Below are 18,684 nucleotides of genomic sequence, written 5' to 3'. Positions count from 1 at the left end.
GGCCTGAATCGAATAACCTGATCGGGCCTGGATTTCCCGTATCCCCGTTGCACACAGGAGAGACGACATGACCCATCCTTCCGGCGCCGCCACCGCGCCCGGCCATGCCCCGGCGGGCGCGCTCAACCCGCTGGCCAACGAAGACCTGCTGCCCACCACCGCCGCCCAGCGGCATTGGGGCTGGAAGGACTATGCGGCGCTGTGGGTCGGCATGGTCGTCTGCGTGCCCACGTACACCATGGCCAGTTCCATGCTGGACCAGGGCTTTTCCTGGCAGATGGCGGTGTGGCTCGTGTTCCTGGCCAACTGCATCGTGCTCGTGCCCATGCTGCTCATCGGGCGGGTGGGGCCGAAATACGGCGTGCCGTTTCCGGTGCTGGCTCGGGCATCGTTCGGCGTCAAAGGGGCCAACCTGCCGGCGGTATTGCGTGGGCTGGTGGCCTGCGGCTGGTTCTCCATCAATTGCTATTTCGGGGCGCTGGCGCTGCACGGGTTCCTCAACATCCTCGGCTTGCAGCTCGTGGGGCCGGCCGACGGGCAGACCATCAGCACCTCGCAGCTCGTGTGCTTCCTGGCGTTCTGGGCTGTGCACATCTGGTTCATCTGGAAGGGCCCCGAGTCGATCCGCAAGCTGGAAGTGATCGCCGCGCCACTGATGATCGCCGCCTCGGTGCTGCTGGTCGTGGTGCTGCTGATGCGCGTGCCGCCCGCGCAGCTTTTCAACCTGCCGGCCAAGGTGGTCGAGGGCGGCCCCAAGACCTGGGCGGCGCTCACGGGGCTGGTGGGCTTCTGGGCAACGCTGGCGCTCAACATTCCCGATTTCACCCGCTTCGCCCGCTCGCAGAAGGACCAGTTGCTGGGCCAGGCCATCGGCCTGCCGATTCCGATGGCGCTGTTTTCGATGGTGGGGGTGATCGGGTTCTCCGCCTCGGCCATCCTCTACGGCAAGGCGCAGCTCTTTCCCGACGGGTTGCTCACGCAGATGGGCAGCGTGGCCTCGGGGCTGGGTTTGCTGGTCATCCTGCTGGCCAACCTGACCACCAACGTGGCCGCCAACCTGGTGTCGCCGTCGTATGACTTCAGCCAGATCGCGCCCTCGAAGGTGAGCTTTCGCATGGGCGGGCTCATCGCCGCGCTGATCGGGCTCTTGTTCATGCCCTGGAAACTGCTGGCCACCTCGGGCGGCTACCTGTTCACCTGGCTGGGCGGCTACGGCACGCTGCTGGGCGCCATCGCCGGCATTCTGCTCGTGGACTACTACCTGGTGCGCAAGACCGTGCTGAAGGTGGACGACCTCTATCGCCGAGGCGGCGAATACGAATACACCAACGGCTGGAACCTGCACGCGCTCGTCGCGTTCCTGCTCGGCGTATTGCCTTGCCTGCCCGGGTATCTGGCCGTGTCGGGCGTGCTGGACAAGGCCACCATGCCCGGCGTCTGGCTGGCGCTGTTCGATTCGGGCTGGTTCTTCAGCCTGGCCGTGGCGGGCACGTATTACTTTCTGACGGCCAAGCGGCGCTGACCCGCCGCGCCCGGCCCACCTTCAAGGAGATTCCATGAGCCAAGCCCTCTTCATCCGTGGCGGCACGGTCGTCAACGCCGACCGCGAGCAACGCGCCGATGTGCTGTGCGTGGATGGCCGCATCGCCGCCGTGGGCGACGACCTGGCCGCGCAGGTGCCGGCCGGCGCGCAGGTGCTCGATGCCGGCGGGCAGTACGTGCTGCCCGGCGGAATCGACCCGCACACGCATATGCAGCTGCCGTTCATGGGCACCGTCACCATGGACGACTTCTTCACCGGCACCGCCGCCGGGCTGGCAGGCGGCACCACCAGCATCATCGACTTCGTCATTCCCGACCCGCAGGAGCCGATGATGGACGCCTACCGCAAGTGGCGCGGCTGGGCCGAGAAGTCGGCATCCGACTACGGCTTCCATGTCGCCGTCACCTGGTGGAGCGAGCAGGTGCGCGCCGACATGGGCACGCTGGTGCAGGAGGAGGGCATCAACAGCTTCAAGCACTTCATGGCCTACAAGAACGCCATCATGTGCGACGACGAAACCCTGGTGAACAGCTTCAAGCGCGCGCTGGAGCTGGGTGCCATGCCCACCGTGCATGCCGAGAACGGCGAACTGGTGTACCTGCTGCAGCAGGAAGTGGCCAAGATGGGCATCACCGGCCCCGAAGGCCATCCGCTCGCCCGCCCGCCCATGGTGGAGGCCGAGGCCGCCAACCGCGCCATCGCCATCGCCGACGTGCTGGGCGTGCCCATCTACGTCGTCCACGTGAGCTGCATGGAGGCGGCCGATGCCATCGCCCGGGCCCGCCTGCGGGGCCAGCGCGTGTACGGCGAGGTGCTGGCCGGGCACCTGCTGCTGGACGACAGCGTGTACCGCGACCCCGACTTCGCCACCGCTGCCGCCCATGTGATGAGCCCGCCGTTCCGCCCCCGTTCGGGCGGCCACCAGGAGGCGCTCTGGCGTGGCCTGCAGTCGGGCCAATTGCACACCACCGCGACCGACCACTGCACCTTCTGCGCCGAGCAAAAGGCCATGGGCCGCGACAACTTCGCCAAGATCCCCAACGGCACGGGCGGCGTGGAAGAGCGCATGGCCGCCATCTGGGACGGCGGCGTCAACACCGGCCGGCTCACGCCCTCGGAGTTCGTCGCCATTACCTCCGCCAACGCGGCCAAGCTGTTCAACCTGTACCCGCGCAAAGGCTTCGTCGGCGCCGGGGCCGATGCCGACCTGGTGCTGTGGGACCCCGAAGGCACCAAGACGTTTTCAGCCAAGACGCAGCACAGCAAGGGCGACTTCAACATTTTCGAAGGTCGCACCGTGCGCGGCATTCCGAGCCACACCGTCAGCCAGGGCCGCGTGGTGTACGCCCATGGCGACTTGCGGGCCGAGCCCGGCGCGGGCCGCTATGTGCCCCGGCCGGCGTTCGGCGCCAACTTCCAGGCCGTGCAGCGGCGCGCGCACGACCTGGCCCCCACGGCGGTTGCCCGTTGATTCCCCTTTTGCAGGAGCCCACCATGGACACGAAAGCCAAGACTGACATCCGCCAGCTGCGCATCAACGGCGAGCGCCTCTGGGATTCGCTCATGGAGCTGGCGCAGATCGGCGCCACCCCGAAAGGCGGAGTCTGCCGCCTCACCCTGACCGACCTGGACAAGCAGGGCCGCGACCTCGTCACCCGCTGGGCACGCGAGGCCGGCATGACCGTCACCATCGACCAGATCGGCAACGGCTTCATGCGCCGCGCCGGGCGCGACAACAGCCTGCCGCCCATCATGACCGGCAGCCACATCGACACCCAGCCCACGGGCGGCAAGTTCGACGGCAACTATGGCGTGCTGGCCGGCATCGAAGTGGTGCGCACCCTGAACGACCACGGCATCGAGACCGAAGCGCCGATCGAAGTCGCCTTCTGGACCAATGAAGAGGGCTCGCGGTTCGTGCCCGTGATGATGGGCTCGGGCGTGTTCGCCAAGGCCTTCACGCTGGAGCACGCCTACGCCGCCACCGACACCGAGGGCAAGACCGTCAAGGGCGAACTGGAGCGCATCGGCTACGTGGGCGACCAGGTGCCGGGCGACCACCCCATCGGTGCGTATTTCGAAACCCACATCGAGCAGGGGCCGGTGCTGGAGGACAACGACAAGACCATCGGCGTGGTGACCGGCGTGCTCGGCATCCGCTGGTACGACTGCACGGTGACCGGCATGGAAGCCCACGCCGGCCCCACGCCCATGGCGCTGCGCAAGGACGCGCTGCAGGTCGCCACGCGCCTGATGCAGGAAGTGGTGGCCTGCGCCCACCGGCACCCGCCGCACGGACGCGGCACGGTCGGCATGGTGCAGGTGCACCCCAACAGCCGCAACGTGATTCCGGGCCAGGTCAAGTTCAGCATCGACTTGCGCAACGCCACCGATGCCGATTGCGAAAGCATGGACCGGGACATTCGCGATGTGGCGGCCCGCCTCACCGCCGAAACCGGCCTGCCGATCCAGATCGACCTGGTGTCCAGCTACCCCGCGCAGGTGTTCCACCCCGACTGTGTGGACGCGGTCGGCCGCGCCGCCGCCAGCCTGGGCTACAGCCACATGCCTGCGGTGTCGGGCGCGGGGCATGACGCGGTGTACATGGCACGCCTGGCGCCGGCCGGCATGGTGTTCATTCCGTGCAAGGACGGCATCAGCCACAACGAGATCGAAGACGCGAAGCCCGAGCACATCACCGCCGGCTGCAACGTGCTGCTGCACGCCATGCTGGAACGCGCGGGCACCTGATTCGCAGCGCGTGCCCGGCGCGGGCCGCCTGCGGCGGTGTTACAGCAACCCTCCCACGGTAGGGTTGTGGCGCCGGGCCGGTGCGCATAACGTCCATCGCTTTGCTTGAAGCGATGCCTCCCATGACGACACCGACCCTGCGCGCTGGCCAGCCAGCCCCAGCCCCAGCCTCTGCCCCAGCCTCCGCGTTCTCGCCCGCCCCCATCTCCCGCATTTCCCGCACCTCCCTCGTCGCCGCGACCGTGGCCGCCGCCCTGGCGCTGGCCGGCTGCGAGACCACCAACATGCGCATGGGCAGCCCCGACGCCAAGACCGTGGCCACGGGCAGCGCCGCCGGCGGCGCCACCCAGGGCGCCAGCAGCGAACTGGAACGCTGCGAATCGCCGCTGGGCACCGTCTCGCTCATCGAAAACCAGCAGGCCGGCTGGTACACCATCCTGCGCAACGAGTACCGCCTGCCGCCCACCGCCAACCTGCTGCGCCTGCTGGTGCAGCAGTCCAACTGCTTCGTCGTGATCGAGCGCGGCGCGGCCGGCATGACGGCCATGGACCGCGAGCGCGCCATCATGCAGTCCGGCGAAATGCGCGGCGGCAGCAACTTCGGCAAGGGCCAGATGGTCGCCTCCGACTACGGCATGTCGCCCGAGATCGTGTTCCACAACGACAACGCCGGCGGTGCCTCCGCATCGCTCGGCGGCTTGGTGGGCGGGCGCGCGGGCGGGCTGCTCGCCGTGCTGGGCGGCAGCCTGAACACCAAGGAGGCGAGCGCGATGCTCACCCTCATCGACCACCGGTCCGGCGTTCAGGTGGCGGCATCCGAAGGCAGCGCCTCCAAGACCGACTTCGGCGCGATGGGCCAACTGTTCGGCGGCTCGGGCGGCGCGCGCCTGGGCGGCTACAGCAACACCGCCGAAGGCAAGGTGATCTCCGCGGCCTTCATGGACGCCTTCAACCAGATGGTGCGGTCGCTTCGCAGCTACAAGGCCCAGTCGGTGAAGGGCCAAGGCCTGGGCGGGGGCGGTCGCCTGGGAGTGGACGGCGGCGCCGCGCCCTCGCAAACCTCGGCACCCCGGGCCCAGCCCGTGTCCGCCACCGGTGGCATGTCGCTGCGCGATGCGCAGGCCAAGCTGAACGCGCTGGGGCACGACACCGGCACGCCGGACGGCGCCATGGGCGCGAAGACGGCCGCGGCCCTGCGCGCCTTCCAGAAAGAGCGCGGCCTGCCTGTGACCGGCCGCCTCGACGCCGCCACCGCAGCGCAGCTCAGCCAGTAAAGGGCCTTTCCGACGCCCTTTCCCCCAGCGGTGGGGGCGTTTGGCGCCAGAGCCGCGTCTGCCGTGCAACGGGGCCGCGGCAGGGGCCAATGCCCGTTGCGCGCACGCATCAAGGCACACGGAAAGCGGGCTTTTAGCCCCGCTCATCCATGACCGTTTCCCTTATCGTTGTTTCTTTTTGTAAACGATTTTGGAGAATTGCCATGAAATTACGCACGCGCATCTTGCTGCTGTGCGGGGCCACCCTGCTGGGGCTGGTCGTGTTGTCGGCGGTGGCCCTGACCACCTTGCGCCAGTCCATGATGACCGAGCGCACCAATCAGCTTTCCACCCTGGTGGTGCTGGCCCACGCGGCCGCGCAGAAGGCCTATGACCTGGAAAAAGCCGGCCAGCTGTCCCATGAAGACGCCTTGAAAGAGGCCAAGCGCGCCATCGGCAGCTTTCACAAGGGTGACCAGTATTTCTTCGTGCGCGGCTTCAGCGACGACGTGAACTACGTGCACCCCAACCCCAAGCGCGTCGGCATCGTCGATGCCAAGGTGGGCAAGGAGGCCGGCGTACGCTACCGCGCCGCGCTGCAGGGCAAGACCATCGGCACGGTGATCGCCAACGGCACCCGGCCCGGCGCCAAGGAAGAGGTCGAAAAGCTCTACGCCATCATCCATTTCGAGCCCTGGGACTGGATCATCGGGTTCGGCGACTACATCGACGACATCGACCAGGCCTTCTGGCGCAACACGGCCATCCTGCTGTCCATCGGCGCGGTGCTGATGCTCGTGCTGGTGGCGCTGGCGTGGGACATGCTGCGCACGCTGGTGCGGCAGTTGGGCGGCGAGCCGCAGTACGCGGCCGAAGTGGTGCGGCAGATCGCCGACGGCAACCTGGCCGTGGACGTGCATACCCGGCCCGGCGACTCCACCAGCATCCTGCATGCCATCCGCGTCATGCGCGACAACCTGGCGCGGCTGGTGCAGCAGGTGCGCGACAGCACCGGTTCGATCACCACCGCGTCGGCCGAGATCGCCTCGGGCAACGGCGACCTTTCGTCACGCACCGAGTCGCAGGCCAGCGCCCTGCAGCAGACCGCCGCTTCGATGGAAGAGCTGACCTCCACCGTGCAGCAGAACGCCGACAACGCACGCCGCGCCAACGAGCTGGCCGTGTCCGCCTCGGGCGTGGCCGTGCGCGGCGGCGCGGTGGTCGATCAGGTGGTGGACACCATGGGCTCCATCGATGCCTCGTCGCGCAAGATCGTGGACATCATCGGCGTGATCGACGGCATCGCCTTCCAGACCAACATCCTGGCGCTCAATGCCGCCGTGGAAGCCGCCCGCGCGGGCGAGCAGGGCCGGGGCTTCGCCGTGGTCGCTTCCGAGGTGCGCAGCCTGGCGCAGCGCAGCGCCGCCGCCGCGAAAGAGATCAAGGGGCTGATCGACGACTCGGTCGCCAAGGTCGGCGTGGGCACGCAACTGGTCAAGGAAGCCGGCGCCACCATGCGCGAGATCGTGGAGGGCGTGCAGCGCGTCACCTCCATGGTGGGCGAGATCAGCGCGGCCAGCGCCGAGCAAAGCGCGGGCATCGCCCAGGTGAACCAGGCCGTCTCCCAGATGGACCAGGGCACGCAGCAGAACGCCGCGCTGGTCGAAGAGGCCCTGGCGGCGGCGCAATCGCTCAGCCACCAGGCCCAGGCGCTGGCACATACCGTGGACCAGTTCCGCGTGGCGCAGGACGACAGCGCAGGCGCTGCCCTGCTGGCGCCGGCCGCCCCGGCACCGCGCGCGCTGCGCTGACCGGCCGCGCGCCCAGTGGCGGCGCTTCACGCGCCGCCCGCGGGGCTCAGGCCACGGCGTCGGCGCCGCGGTCGCCGGTCAGATTCAGGAAGTGGTCCAGCATGTGGAAGTGGTCTTCGAAGAAGGCCTCTTCCATCGCGGCCAGCTCGGCGATGGGCGTCCATTGCACCTGCATGGCGTCGTCGTCGGCCTGCACGGCGGGGAAGGGCGCATCGCCCAGATCGAAGTAGTGCGCGTGCGTGATGGTGCGCCCGCGCTGGCTGCGGTCGGGGTGGTCGAACACGGCGGTGGCGCGCAGCGCGCGGCGCAGGGTGGCGGCGGGCACGTCGCAATGCGTTTCTTCCGCCAGCTCGCGCAGGCATGACTGCCACAGCGTTTCGCGTTGCTCGATGAAGCCGCCGGGCATGGCCAACTGGCCTTTGCCCGGGGCATGCGCGCGGCGGATGATGAGCACGTGGTCCTGGCAGCGCAGCACCGCGTCCACGGTGACGAACACCGGCGCGTAGGGCGCCTGCGCCCACGACTCGCGGTAGCTGCGCAGCACGCGCCACTCTTCCTGCAAGGCGGCGTAGTGCGGCTGCTGCGCGAACACGTCCAGAAATTCGAGCGTGCTGGCCGGCACCTGGTCGGCCAGCGGGCCCAGCGCCGTCAGCACGCCCTGCGGCGACGCGCCAAAGTACGCGTCGCGGATGGCGGTGGCGTCGATGGTGCCGTGGCGCTCCATCGGGATGAGCGACCAGCCCGGGAACGCATCCAGGTAGCTGCTGGTCGCGTCCTTGAAGTGACCCACCAGGCCGATGCGCGCATCGGGCAGCACGTGGTTGGACACGGCACGCAGCACGGCCGCCACCCACAGGGCTTCGTTGTAGTAGTCGCGCACGGGCAGCACGGTCAGCCGGGCGCGGTCGGCCTGGGGCAGGGCGTTGCGCAGCATGGATTCACGTTCGGCCCAGGTGAACGGGTTCTTGGGCGAGCGTGCCTGCCAGGCCGAGCCCATGACCACGATCACGGTCTTGGCGCTGTCCAGCGCGCGCTGCAAAAGGGCCAGGTGGCCGTTGTGGACGGGCTCGAAGCGGCCGATGTAGATGGCGGTGTCGTACATGTGTGTTCCGGTTGGGCTCCCCGTGCCGTGAGCGGCGCCGTCGGGGCTGCTGCGAATGTAGCCGGCATGGCCGGGGCGGGCGGCCTGTGCGGCCAGAAACCCCGCCGCAGCCTGCTGGAAGCGTGTCAAAGCGTTTGCTATAAAAATAATAGCTATGCACCCTAGTGTTTATTGCGCTGGATGCCTTTTTGATGCATGGCCCCTGGGCCCCTGCAACGTCTGCCCACCGGCTCACACGTACCGCGCGGCGATGGGCATCTGCCGCCCCGTGCCGAACGCCTTGGCGCGCACGCGCACGATCGGCGGGGCCTGGCGCCGCTTGTACTCGCTGCGCGCCACCATCATGCGCACCCGGTGGGCGAGCGCCCGGCCTTCTTCGCTGGTGCGCAACTGGGCGGCGAAGGCGTGGGCCGATGCGTACTCGGCGCGCGACAGGCCCTCGCCCTCGATGAGCAGCTTCAGGATCTCGTCCAGCACCGGGTAGGGCGGCAGGCTGTCTTCGTCCTTCTGGCCGGGGGCGAGCTCGGCCGAAGGCGGCTTGTCGATGATGGCCTGCGGAATCAGCTCGCGGCCCGCGTTCTCGTTCACGTGGCGCGACAGCTCGAAAATCTCGGTCTTGTACAGGTCGCCCAGCAGCCCCAGGCCGCCGTTGGTGTCGCCATACAGCGTGCAGTAGCCCACCGAGATCTCCGACTTGTTGCCGGTGGTGAGCAGCAGGTGCCCGAAGGCGTTCGAATACTCCATCAGCGTCGTGCCGCGGATGCGCGCCTGCACGTTCTCCAGCGGCAGCCCGCGCAGCGGTTGGCCGAAGCTGGCCTCGAACTGCTTCGAAAAAACCGCTACCAGTTCGGCGATGGGGTGCGTGTGCAGCACCACGCCCAGGTTGCGGCACAGCTGCACCGAATCGTCCACCGATCCGCTCGACGAGAAGTGCGACGGCATGGTGATGCCCACCACGTTCTCTGGCCCGAGCGCTTCGGCCGCCAGCGCGAGCGTGAGCGCGCTGTCGATGCCGCCCGAACTGCCCACCACCACCTGGGTGAAGCCGCAGCGGCGCGCATAGTCGCGCAGGCCCAGCACGATCTGCTGGCGATAGAACGCCATGGTGGGCAGCCCTTCGCGCGGCACGGGCGGCAGGTCGGAGCCGTCCAGCCGGGCGAAGTGCCCGCTGTCCAGCAACTGCACGGTGGACACGTCTTCCTCGAAGCGGCGGGCCTCGAACACCACGCCATCCTCCGGCTCCACCGCGAAGGATGCGCCGTCATACACCACCTGGTCGTGCCCGCCGACCTGGTTCACGTACACGATCGGCAGGCCATGGCGGCGCGCCGCATCGCCGAACACCTCGTGGCGCAGTTCGCGCTTGCCGATGTGGCTGGGGCTCGCGTTGATGCTCACCACCAGGTCCGGCGCGGCATCGGCCATGCGCTGGAAGGGGTTGGTCAGGTAGTCGGCGCCGGCGTCGTTCCAGCCGTCCTCGCACACCAGGAAGCCGACCTGCGACGTGCCGATGCGCAGCACCTTCGCCACGTCGGGCCCGGGCTCGAAATGGCGGCGCTCGTCGAAGATGTTGTAGGTGGGCAGCAGTTGCTTGGCGTATGACAGCCGCACCTCGCCGGCCCGCAGCACGCGCAGCGCGTTGTGCAGCCGCTTGCCCGGCCCCGGCGTGCGCACCGGCATGCCCACCACCCAGTGCAGCGCGGGCATGCCGGCCGATGCCTGGCACAGCCGCGCCAGGCCCGCGTCCAGCCGTTCGAGAAAGGCCGGCTCGTCCAGCATGTCGCCGGGGTAGTAGCCGCACAGCGAAAGTTCGGAAAACACCACCAGGTCGGACTGCGCGGCCGCGGCCTGCTGCGCAGCGCCGATCATTCGTTCGACGTTGCCTTCGATGTCGCCCACGGTGAGATTGAGCTGGGCCAGGGTGATGCGGAGCATGGTTGGTTTCCTTCGTGTTCTTGCGTCGGTCGCTTCGGTTCAGGGTGCCGGGTGGCGGGTCACTCGGGGCGCACGTTGAACACCTGCCGCAGGTAGGCCAGGTAGGTTTCATCGTCGCACAGCGTCTTGCCCGGGCTGTCGGAGAGCTTGGCCACCGGCTGGCCGTTGGCGCGGGTGATTTTCATCACGATGTTGAGCGGCGCCACGCCCATGTCGTTGGTGAGCTGCGTGCCGATGCCGAAGCCCAGTTGCACGCGGTCGCTGAAATGCCGGTGCAGCGACAGCGCCTTGTCCACGTTCAGCCCGTCGGAGAACACGAGCCGCTTGGTGTGCGCGTCGATGCGCAGGCGGGCATAGTGCGCCAGCGCCTTCTCGCCCCAGACCACCGGGTCGCCCGAGTCGTGGCGCAGGCCGTCGAAGAGCTTGGCGAAGTACAGGTCGAAGTCGGCCAGGAAGGCATCCATGCCCACGGTGTCGGTCAGCGCGATCCCGAGGTCGCCCCGGTACTCCTGCACCCAGTCCTCCAGCGCCGCCTTCTGGAAGTCGCGCAGCCGCACGCCCAGCGCCTGGTAGGTCTGCAGGTACTCGTGCGCCATGGTGCCGATGGGAACCAGGTTCAGGTCGCGCGCCAGCATCACGTTGGAGGTGCCCTTGAACCACTGCGGCGCCTGCTGCGCGAACGCCTGCACCACCTCGCGCTGCCACGCGCCGCTGTAGCGCCGGCGCAGGCCGAAGTCGAACATCTCGAACGGGTGCGCCCGCTCGGGCTCGCCGGCCAGCGCCTGCACGTGCGCGATCTTTTCCGCCAGCCGGCGGCGCCCTTCGGCCAGCGCCGCCGCGGGGTCGAAACGGCGGAAATACAGCTCGTTCACGATCGCCAGCACAAAGATCTCGAAGCCCATCACATGCACCTGCGGGCCGCGCGCCACGATGTGCAGGTCGTCGCCATCGGCCCGCGCGTAGATGAACGCGCGCTGGAACTGGAACAGCCGCAGAAAGTCCACGAAATCGCTCTTGATGAAGCGCAGCCCTGCCAGATAGTCCAGTTCGCCGGCCGAGAACCGCAGCGCGCACAACTGGTCGAGCGCGGTGTTCACCTCGCCCAGCAACTCGGCGAGCGGGTAGGCCGGGCGGTTGCGGCACACGTAGCGGTACTCCGCCTGCGTCTGCGGATGGCTGTGCAGCAGCGCCTGCCACATCGTGAACTTGTAGAGGTCGGTATCGAGCAGGCTGGTGATGACGGGTTGCATGGCGTTTGCTATTGTTTTAGGAGTGGTGACCGGGATGGAATATGCGCTAGAGGCTGATTTCATCACTGCGGGCCAATTGCGCCCCCTGGACGCGCATGGCTTGGAGAAAGTCCTGCTGCTGTGTCTCGAAGCCGGCCACCGGGCTCATGCAGTCGGTCAGCAGCACGATGCGCCCGGCGTGCCAGCCCGGTTGCAGGCGGGGCAGGTGCTGCACGATGTGCTCGGTGGTGGCGCGCACGCAGTGGCTGCCGGCCTCGCCCGCGATGACGAGGCGGTCCGCCGTGCCCAGCGCATGCAGCAGCCGGGTGTTGAGGGCCGTGGCCGGGTCGTCGGCGTCGGGCACCTCGGCCTCGATGGCGCTGTAGTGCTCGGTCCACGGGTTGGTGCCCTTGAACACGTTGTGCACCGCGCGCTGGTGCTGCGCCTGCCATGCGCCGCAAGCGGCCAGCACATCGGCATGCACGCCATGGCCCCAACTGCCGATCTCGCAGTGCACGGGCCACACCATCAGCGTGTAGCGGCCCTGCGACTCCAGCGCATCCAGATAGGCGAGCACGCGGGCCACTGCGCCGGCGTCGCGCGGCACGAAGGCGCCGGCACGCACCTGCGCCGCCGTGATGGGCGTGAACGGGGCGAACTCGCCGCCGTCTCCCTGGCGCCAGAACGTGGGATGGGCCACGTCGTAGCGCTGGTGCGAATCGAGCGTGACGGTGATGCCGTCCAGTTGGCCGCCCGCCTGGCGGATGAAGGCCGCCAGCCGCTGCAGGTCGGCATGGGCGCCCGCCACGGGAAGCGTCGGCGCCATCGGTTGGCCGTTGATCGGATGCTCCGGCTGCCACGTCGTGGGCAGGTCGCAAAAATCGTTCTGCGGGTCGATCAGCAGCAGCTGGGTCGTCGAAGGGCGGGTCATGGTGGCAAGGTCCTTGATGCGATGAACGGAGTCTAAGCCTCTTAGTTTGATTTTGCAACTAAGTGGGTGTGACCACGTGTTTGTAGATTTCGATCGACCGAAATAGGCTGAGGAGCACTGCTATCCGCATCGAGGTGATAGGCTTGTTCGTCCATTCCTGCACATAACTGCGACCCCGATGTCCGCCAACGCCCCGCCCGCCATCATCTGCACTGTCGATACCGTGCTGCTCACGCTGCAGGGCGGCGCGCTCCACGTGCTGCTCGTGCGCCGCGACAAGGCGCCATACGCCGGAGCCTGGGCCCTGCCGGGCGGCTACATCCATGCGCAGGACGATGCCGACACCCAGGCCAGCGCCGCGCGCGTGCTGCGCGACAAGGCCGGGCTGCAGAGCCCCTATCTGGAACAGCTCGCCACGTTCTCGGGCCTGGCGCGCGACCCGCGGGGCTGGTCGCTGGCCGTGGCCTATTGCGCGCTGGTGCCCTTGGAGGCGCTGGGTGGGTTGCCGCCGCGGCAGGGCGTGAAGCTCGTGCCGGTGGATGCCTTGCCATCCCTGCCGTTCGATCACCGCGCGATGGTGGACGCCGCCCTGGCGCGCGTGCGCAGCAAAAGCCTTTATTCCTCGCTGCCCGTGCACCTGTGCGGCGAGTCGTTCACTCTGCCGCAGCTCCAGACCGTGTACGAGGCGGTGCTCGGCGAGGCGATCAACAAGGTGAGCTTTCGCCGCAAGATGGAAGAGCTGGGCATGCTGGAGCCTGTGCCCGGTGGCATGGTGCAGGGCGGTGCGCACCGCCCCGCGCAGCTGTACCGCCTGCGGCCGGCGTTTCGCCGCACGCTCGCGCTGTCGGCCCGCGGGCTCTGACGTGAAAAAGCCCCTTGCGGGGCGTTTTGAGAGCAATCGGCGTGTCAGGCCGGAACGGCCTTGGTCTCTTCGTAGGTCTGCAGGTACTGCTTGGCCAGTTCGGTCTTCTGCTTTTCCGTGAGCAGCTTGCCGGCCATCTGGAAGAAGCGGTGCTCCTCTTCCTCCAGGTGGTGGTGCACCTTCTCGCCCAGCTTCTTGGCAATCGCCAGCCAGGCGGAACTGCTCGGGTCGGCCGCTTCCAGGTCCTCGACCAGTTCGTCGAGGGCGTGGTGCTCCGCGATGGCGTGGCGCGACAGGTCGATGCCCGCGTCGTGCTCCATCAGCGGCCGGTAGAAGTGGCGGTCTTCCGCCAGCTCATGGGCCGCCAGCTCGCGCTTGAGCTCGATGAAGCATTCGTGCCGCTCGGGCGTGTCGCCGCTGGTGGCCTCCACCTTGCGGACCATCTCGCGCTGCCGCTCGTGGCTCTCGCGCAGGGCTTCGAAAATGTTCATGCGCCGTGCCGCCTTACTTCAAGGCCTTGCGCGCAGCGCCGATGCCCAGCACGGCCAGCACGACGAACACCACGGCGATGACCAAGAAGATGAAGAACAGGATCTTCGCGATACCGGCCGCGCCTGCCGCGACTCCGGTGAACCCCAGCGCGCCGGCGATGAGGGAAATGATGGCGAAGATGATGGCGTACTTCAGCATGGTGAGAGCTCCGTTGAATGGGGGTGTGGAGCGATCATTCCAGCGCGGCAGGGCTGCCAGCGTCAGTGGAGCGGGGCTGCGGCTGTAGGAAAGGCGCGCAGGTACACGCGGCGCCGGGCGGGAAAGAATTTCTTCTGTCCATCGGGCCTACCCGGACTTGACGGGTCAAGTCATGGCCGCGATAGCCGCAATCGCCGTACTGGCGATGGCTGACCTAAAAACACATGGAGGCGGTTTTGGCTCAGGCGCTCGTGCCTGGTGCCGACTGGCTGGCTCTTTTATTGGCGGTTCGGGCTTCGACCAGCAGATGCAGTACCTTGGGATGGCCCTTCGATTTCGCCAACCGCTCGGCTCGCCCCAGGCTGCCGTGCGCTCCTGCGTCCAGCAGCAGTTTCACCACCTCCGCATGTCCGTTGGCCGCTGCCTGGGTCAAGGCCGTCTCGGAGGAATCGCCTGACCATTTTTCGAGGTTGCCTGCTATCCCTTGGCGCAACAGCAGTGCGATCACTTCGGCGTGGCCGTTCGATGCTGCCAGCATGGTGGCGTTTTCTCCGTAGAACTGGGTGGCTTTCACGTCGCCAGCAGCGTCTTTCTTCAGCAAGGTCTCCATGACCTCGGCATGCCCATTGCGGGCCGCAAGCATGAAGGGCGTCAGGCCGTCTCTATCGGTCGATGTCGAATCCACCTTCGCACCCAAAAGAAGTTCCACAGCGGGTGCGTGGCCATTCTTTGCGGCCGCGAAGAGGGCGGAATACCGGAACTCGGTTGTGCGATCCGCGTGCGCGCCCGCTTTCAGCAGCAGGGACATGATCGCGACGTTGCCGGTTTCCGCCGCCCGCATCAGCGGTGTGGTGCCTTCCGGAGTGTCGCGATCGACGTTCGCCTTGGCATCGATCAGCAGCGTTGCCGCGCGGATATTCTGTTGCCCCACGGTCCGCATGAGTGCGCATTCCCCGCGCCAGTCGCGCTGGTTCAAATGGCTGCGGCTCGCCAGCATGGCGGCCATTTCGTAGTGGCCGTTGTCGAGGGCCTCCATCAGCGGCGTCACGCCGCCGTGCATCAATCCCGTGTAGGCATTGGGCTTGGCGCCCGCCTGCAGCAGCAGCCGTGCCGTCCCCATTCGGCCTTGGCGTGCGGCCTCATGCAGCGCTGTCTTGCCTTCGTCGCTCGCCAGGTCCACGCGCGCTCCGGCTGTGTGCAGCATTTGCACGAGGGTCTCGTTGCCAGCGGCGGCGGCCACCATGAGCGGCGTTCTGCCGGTGCTGGATTTCTGGTCCAGCATGCCGCGGCTTCTGGGGCCCTTGAGGGACGCCTGCACCAGGATGCCCACGGAGGCCACATCGCCTGCCTGCACTGCCAGATACAGGGCTGTCTCTCCCTTCTTGTTGCGGGTATCGATTGAAGCGCTGGCGCCCAGCAGCTTGTCGACCATGGCGGTTTGGCCGTAGCGCGCCGCATGCATCAAGGGTGTGTCGCCCCGCGCATTGACCGCCTGCACTGCCGTTGCGGAGGCGAGCAGGGTTGCGATCGAATCGGCTCCCGCCGCGACGGCATGGTGGAGCAGGGTGTTTTGATTCTGGTCTCTCCATGAGGGTGGCATGGGCAAAACCACCAGCAGGCTTGCCAGCGCCAGATCGCCGGCCATGAGGCTTTGCGCCACGGCATGCGGCCGTTCCTGCTCGGGAAGTTTGTCGACTTCCTCCGCCGCCTGGTTCAGCAGAAAGAATTCCGCTTCCGCGGAGGCTTCCCGGTAGCGCTTCAATGCTGGATGCATCAGTGCGGCTTGCCAGTTGGTGTGCGCCGCCGAGGTGCCATTGCGGACCATGTTCCAGACCTTGGCGGGATCGAGGCCGCGCAGTTCCTCTGGATCCTTGGTCGCGGTGAGGGCGCTCATGAGCAGCGCGGACGGCCACTCCACGGCCGGAGAAAGGTCGGACAGGCGCAGGCCGCGGTAGCCGACGCCGCCGGCCTTGTCCGTCTCCTTGACGTAAAAATCTCCGTCGGCGATGCGCTTGATCCTGCGGTCGGCCTCGGCCGTCAATGCGGTATCGACGACCTCGAACTTCTCTTTATCCAGCAGCCCCTGTTCCTTCATGTTCTTCGCGATGACGCGCATGAGCAATACGGGCTGCTCGAGGACGGAATAGGGTGCGTCTTCATCGCCGGTGGGCTCGTGCTCCGAGATGACGACCCAGGCAGGAATCGAGCCGAATCGCCCTTGCAATCCGGCTGCCATGGAGTCGCTGTACTCCTTGTGCAATTGGGCCGCTGTTTCCAGCGTCAGCGGCCGGCCCAGGTGTTGCCTGAAACGCTCCTTCACCTCGCTCAGGCATTCGTCGGCCAACTGTCGAACCAACTCGACCGGGTTTACGCGGGCCTGCACGAACGCCGCGGCTTCCTGAGCATGGGCGCTGACGGTGCGCACATCGACGAAGCTGTCGCTGCGTTCCGTGACGCCGAACTGCTCCGCCAGAAAATTGCGGTAACCGTTCACATAATGGATTTCGTTGCCTGCGTAGTTTTCCAATCCCTTGTGTTTGGACTGACTGAAATCACGCAGCGCCTGGTTCAGCATGTCTTCCCAGACCCTTTTGGCGTGGGTGTGCAAGCCTTTGGCCAGGTTCAGGTCCTGGGCGGCCATGATCAGGTTGGTGGTGGTGCCTTCGGAGCAGACCAGCAATCCCGACGCCAGGTTCTCGATGATTTCCATGCGTGTCGAAAGCGGGATCGTGTGGTCCGCCACCGCCGTGCACAGCGTGTCCAGCGAGGCCTTGCCTTCGCCGTAGAGGCGCGATATCTGCGTGGAATAGTGTCCTGCCATGCCACCTTCCACCCGGCTTTTGAAGGTGTCCAGCGCCTCGATGGACTGCTGGGATTTGGAGGACGGATGTTGTTCGAGAAAGGTTTTCAGTTTGCCGATGCCTGCCCGGTACTGCGTCATGAGCTGCTTGCCACGCCCCGATTTTTCGAAAGCCGGAATCGAAGTCCCGTCAAGGCTCGGCTCGTAACGCACGGCTGCTTGCGGCGCGTAAGGCTCCGCAGCCGCGGTCGCGCGGGGTGGTTTGTGGAATTGAGGTGCGATCTGCATGGTCGGCTTCCGGGATGCCAAGACCATACGAAGTGACGTGCTTGGATGGTGCGCGCATGCGAAGCAGTTGCAGTGCTGCCGCTGTTGCTTTACCTGTTGCAGGCTCACATCGCTTCGCAACATGAGCCTGCGTGAGGCCGGGAGCCACGGTGTCCGCGTGCGTCCTCACCGCTCCGCGGCAGCGTGCAGTGCGACGGCCTCGTCGGTCTTTTGGCGTTGGCAGGCCCCTGCGGGCCTTCACATCGCTGCGCGATGTGAGCTGTCGCCAAGGCACTGCCGAACCACGCCGATCGCGTGGCGGGCTTACAGCCCTGCGGCAGCCCGCAGTGTTGCTGCCTTGTCCGTCTTTTCCCAGGTGAACTCGGGCTCTTCGCGGCCGAAGTGGCCGTAGGCCGCCGTCTTTTCGTAGATGGGGCGCAGCAGGTCGAGCATCTGGATGATGCCCTTGGGCCGCAGGTCGAAATGCTCCTGCACCAGCTTGGCGATCTGGTCGTCCGGGATCACGCCGGTGCCTTCGGTGTACACCGTCACGTTCATCGGGCGGGCCACTCCGATGGCGTAGGCCACCTGGATCTGGCACTGGCGCGCCAGGCCCGCTGCCACGATGTTCTTGGCCACGTAGCGGGCGGCGTAGGCGGCCGAGCGGTCCACCTTCGTCGGGTCTTTGCCGCTGAACGCGCCGCCGCCGTGGGGGCAGGCGCCGCCGTAGGTGTCCACGATGATCTTGCGGCCGGTCAGGCCGCAATCGCCCTGAGGGCCGCCGATGACGAACCGGCCCGTGGGGTTGATGAGGTACTTGGTTTCCTTGAGCCACTCGCTGGGCAGCACGGGCTTGATGATCTCTTCGATGACGGCTTCGGTGAAGCTGGCCTTCATCTTGGTGGAGGTCTCGCTCTGGTCGGGGTGGTGCTGCGTGGAGAGCACCACGGTGTCGATGCTGTGGGGCTTGCCGTCCACGTAGCGCATGGTCACTTGCGACTTGGCGTCGGGGCGCAGGAAGGGCAGGCGGCCGTCCTTGCGCAATTGGGCCTGACGCTCGACGAGGCGGTGGGCGTAATAGATGGGCGCGGGCATCAGCTCGGGCGTCTCGTCGCAGGCGTAGCCGAACATCAGGCCCTGGTCGCCGGCGCCGGTGTTCAGGTGGTCGTCGCTGGCCTGGTCCACGCCCTGGGCGATGTCGTTGCTCTGCTTGTCGTAGGCCACGAGCACGGCACAACCTTTGTAGTCGATGCCGTAGTCGGTGTTGTCGTAGCCGATGCGCTTGATGGTGTCGCGTGCGACCTGGATGTAGTCGACGTGCGCGTTGGTGGTGATCTCGCCCGCCAGCACCACGAGCCCGGTGTTGGTGAGGGTCTCGGCCGCCACGCGGCTGCGGGGGTCCTGCTTGAAGATCGCATCCAGAATCGCGTCGGAAATCTGGTCGGCCACCTTGTCGGGGTGCCCTTCCGAGACGGATTCGGAGGTGAAAAGGAAATCGTTCGCCATTTGA

At 67.1% G+C, this 18,684-nt stretch carries 14 protein-coding genes; 6 read left to right on the top strand and 8 right to left on the bottom strand.

What is annotated here, in order from left to right:
• Positions 1-67 precede the first annotated feature (67 nt).
• The 5 genes from BLT03_RS10590 (at position 68) to BLT03_RS10570 (ending at position 7,358) form a co-directional block, all read left to right on the top strand.
• The gene (locus tag BLT03_RS10590) at positions 68-1,522 is read left to right on the top strand and encodes an NCS1 family nucleobase:cation symporter-1 (protein ID WP_092743339.1); all 1,455 of its coding nucleotides are present in this window, start codon (positions 68-70) and stop codon (positions 1,520-1,522) included.
• Between the two features lie 34 nt (positions 1,523-1,556).
• Positions 1,557-3,014, top strand: a complete 1,458-nt coding sequence (hydA, locus tag BLT03_RS10585) for a dihydropyrimidinase (protein WP_092743337.1) — start codon at positions 1,557-1,559, stop codon at positions 3,012-3,014.
• Positions 3,015-3,037: 23 nt separating this feature from the next.
• The gene (locus tag BLT03_RS10580) at positions 3,038-4,294 is read left to right on the top strand and encodes a Zn-dependent hydrolase (protein WP_092743335.1); all 1,257 of its coding nucleotides are present in this window, start codon (positions 3,038-3,040) and stop codon (positions 4,292-4,294) included.
• Between the two features lie 203 nt (positions 4,295-4,497).
• Positions 4,498-5,568 carry a peptidoglycan-binding protein gene (locus BLT03_RS10575; protein WP_434802347.1) on the top strand — a complete coding sequence of 357 codons (1,071 nt, stop codon included), beginning with the start codon at positions 4,498-4,500 and terminating at the stop codon, positions 5,566-5,568.
• Positions 5,569-5,771: 203 nt separating this feature from the next.
• Positions 5,772-7,358: a methyl-accepting chemotaxis protein gene (locus BLT03_RS10570; RefSeq protein WP_092743331.1), complete on the top strand. Its 1,587-nt coding sequence runs from the start codon at positions 5,772-5,774 to the stop codon at positions 7,356-7,358.
• A 46-nt stretch (positions 7,359-7,404) separates the two neighbouring features.
• Here the strand turns inward: BLT03_RS10570 and BLT03_RS10565 are convergent, their stop codons facing one another.
• From BLT03_RS10565 to BLT03_RS10550, 4 genes are all read right to left on the bottom strand, one after another.
• Positions 7,405-8,460 (bottom strand): bifunctional nicotinamide-nucleotide adenylyltransferase/Nudix hydroxylase, encoded by a 1,056-nt coding sequence (locus tag BLT03_RS10565; protein WP_092743583.1) that lies wholly within the window; start codon positions 8,458-8,460, stop codon positions 7,405-7,407.
• 231 nt (positions 8,461-8,691) lie between these two features.
• The gene (locus tag BLT03_RS10560; protein ID WP_092743329.1) at positions 8,692-10,395 is read right to left on the bottom strand and encodes an NAD+ synthase; all 1,704 of its coding nucleotides are present in this window, start codon (positions 10,393-10,395) and stop codon (positions 8,692-8,694) included.
• A 59-nt stretch (positions 10,396-10,454) separates the two neighbouring features.
• Positions 10,455-11,645, bottom strand: coding sequence for a nicotinate phosphoribosyltransferase (pncB, locus tag BLT03_RS10555; RefSeq protein WP_092743327.1), 1,191 nt, complete (start codon positions 11,643-11,645; stop codon positions 10,455-10,457).
• Positions 11,646-11,691: 46 nt separating this feature from the next.
• The gene (locus BLT03_RS10550) at positions 11,692-12,555 is read right to left on the bottom strand and encodes a cysteine hydrolase family protein (protein WP_092743325.1); all 864 of its coding nucleotides are present in this window, start codon (positions 12,553-12,555) and stop codon (positions 11,692-11,694) included.
• A gap of 178 nt (positions 12,556-12,733) precedes the next feature.
• Here BLT03_RS10550 and BLT03_RS10545 point away from each other — a divergent pair, with 178 nt between their 5' ends.
• Positions 12,734-13,417, top strand: a complete 684-nt coding sequence (locus BLT03_RS10545) for an NUDIX hydrolase (protein ID WP_092743323.1) — start codon at positions 12,734-12,736, stop codon at positions 13,415-13,417.
• A gap of 44 nt (positions 13,418-13,461) precedes the next feature.
• Here the strand turns inward: BLT03_RS10545 and BLT03_RS10540 are convergent, their stop codons facing one another.
• The 4 genes from BLT03_RS10540 to metK all read right to left on the bottom strand — a co-directional run bounded on the left by BLT03_RS10540 (position 13,462) and on the right by metK (position 18,680).
• A complete protein-coding gene (locus tag BLT03_RS10540) occupies positions 13,462-13,908 on the bottom strand; it encodes a hemerythrin domain-containing protein (RefSeq protein WP_092743321.1) in 447 nt (148 codons plus the stop codon).
• A 13-nt stretch (positions 13,909-13,921) separates the two neighbouring features.
• Positions 13,922-14,107, bottom strand: a complete 186-nt coding sequence (locus BLT03_RS10535; protein ID WP_092743319.1) for a DUF1328 family protein — start codon at positions 14,105-14,107, stop codon at positions 13,922-13,924.
• Between the two features lie 241 nt (positions 14,108-14,348).
• The gene (locus BLT03_RS10530) at positions 14,349-17,195 is read right to left on the bottom strand and encodes an ankyrin repeat domain-containing protein (protein ID WP_175537725.1); all 2,847 of its coding nucleotides are present in this window, start codon (positions 17,193-17,195) and stop codon (positions 14,349-14,351) included.
• Positions 17,196-17,498: 303 nt separating this feature from the next.
• The gene (gene metK, locus BLT03_RS10525; RefSeq protein WP_092743315.1) at positions 17,499-18,680 is read right to left on the bottom strand and encodes a methionine adenosyltransferase; all 1,182 of its coding nucleotides are present in this window, start codon (positions 18,678-18,680) and stop codon (positions 17,499-17,501) included.
• Positions 18,681-18,684 lie beyond the last annotated feature (4 nt).

This window comes from Paracidovorax valerianellae (genome assembly GCF_900102625.1).
GTDB classification, from domain to species: domain Bacteria; phylum Pseudomonadota; class Gammaproteobacteria; order Burkholderiales; family Burkholderiaceae_C; genus Paracidovorax; species Paracidovorax valerianellae.
This window is presented reverse-complemented; position numbering and strand designations above follow the sequence as displayed.